Below are 398 nucleotides of genomic sequence, written 5' to 3'. Positions count from 1 at the left end.
GACTGTTTCGGGGTCGAAGTAAACGGTCACACTCACGGAATTGTCGCTCCACCAATGCTGAGCCTCCGCAGCCAAAGCCACCTTTTCCCAAATGGTCACATCCTTCTCCGACCGCTTGAAAGGAGACTTCACAGGAAAGGCCACAACATACTGCCCCTTGGAGTACACCGACTCCTCTACGACATATCCAGCTTCACGCACCGCAGCCAAAAGCTCATTATCCGGCATGGTGACACGACGAATATAGTAGCCAGACGCAGGATTCCAGTGCACACCCGGAGAGTCCCCCGTCAACAAAGAAACCGTTCCAGAAGGCTTCACCGTTGTCGTGCGAATACTGGGTCTCACACACAGCCAGTCGGAATATATATTGTCGAGCCGTTGGACTTCCTTGTAAC

General features: G+C 53.0%; 1 protein-coding gene. It reads right to left on the bottom strand.

What is annotated here, in order from left to right:
* On the bottom strand, window positions 1-273 hold a 273-nt coding region (locus tag HV826_RS36795; protein WP_217918928.1), incomplete at its 3' end, for a hypothetical protein.
* Window positions 274-398 lie beyond the last annotated feature (125 nt).

Origin of the sequence: Myxococcus sp. AM010 (assembly GCF_013372585.1) — a bacterium.
Taxonomy (GTDB): Bacteria; Myxococcota; Myxococcia; order Myxococcales; family Myxococcaceae; genus Myxococcus; species Myxococcus vastator.
This window is presented reverse-complemented; position numbering and strand designations above follow the sequence as displayed.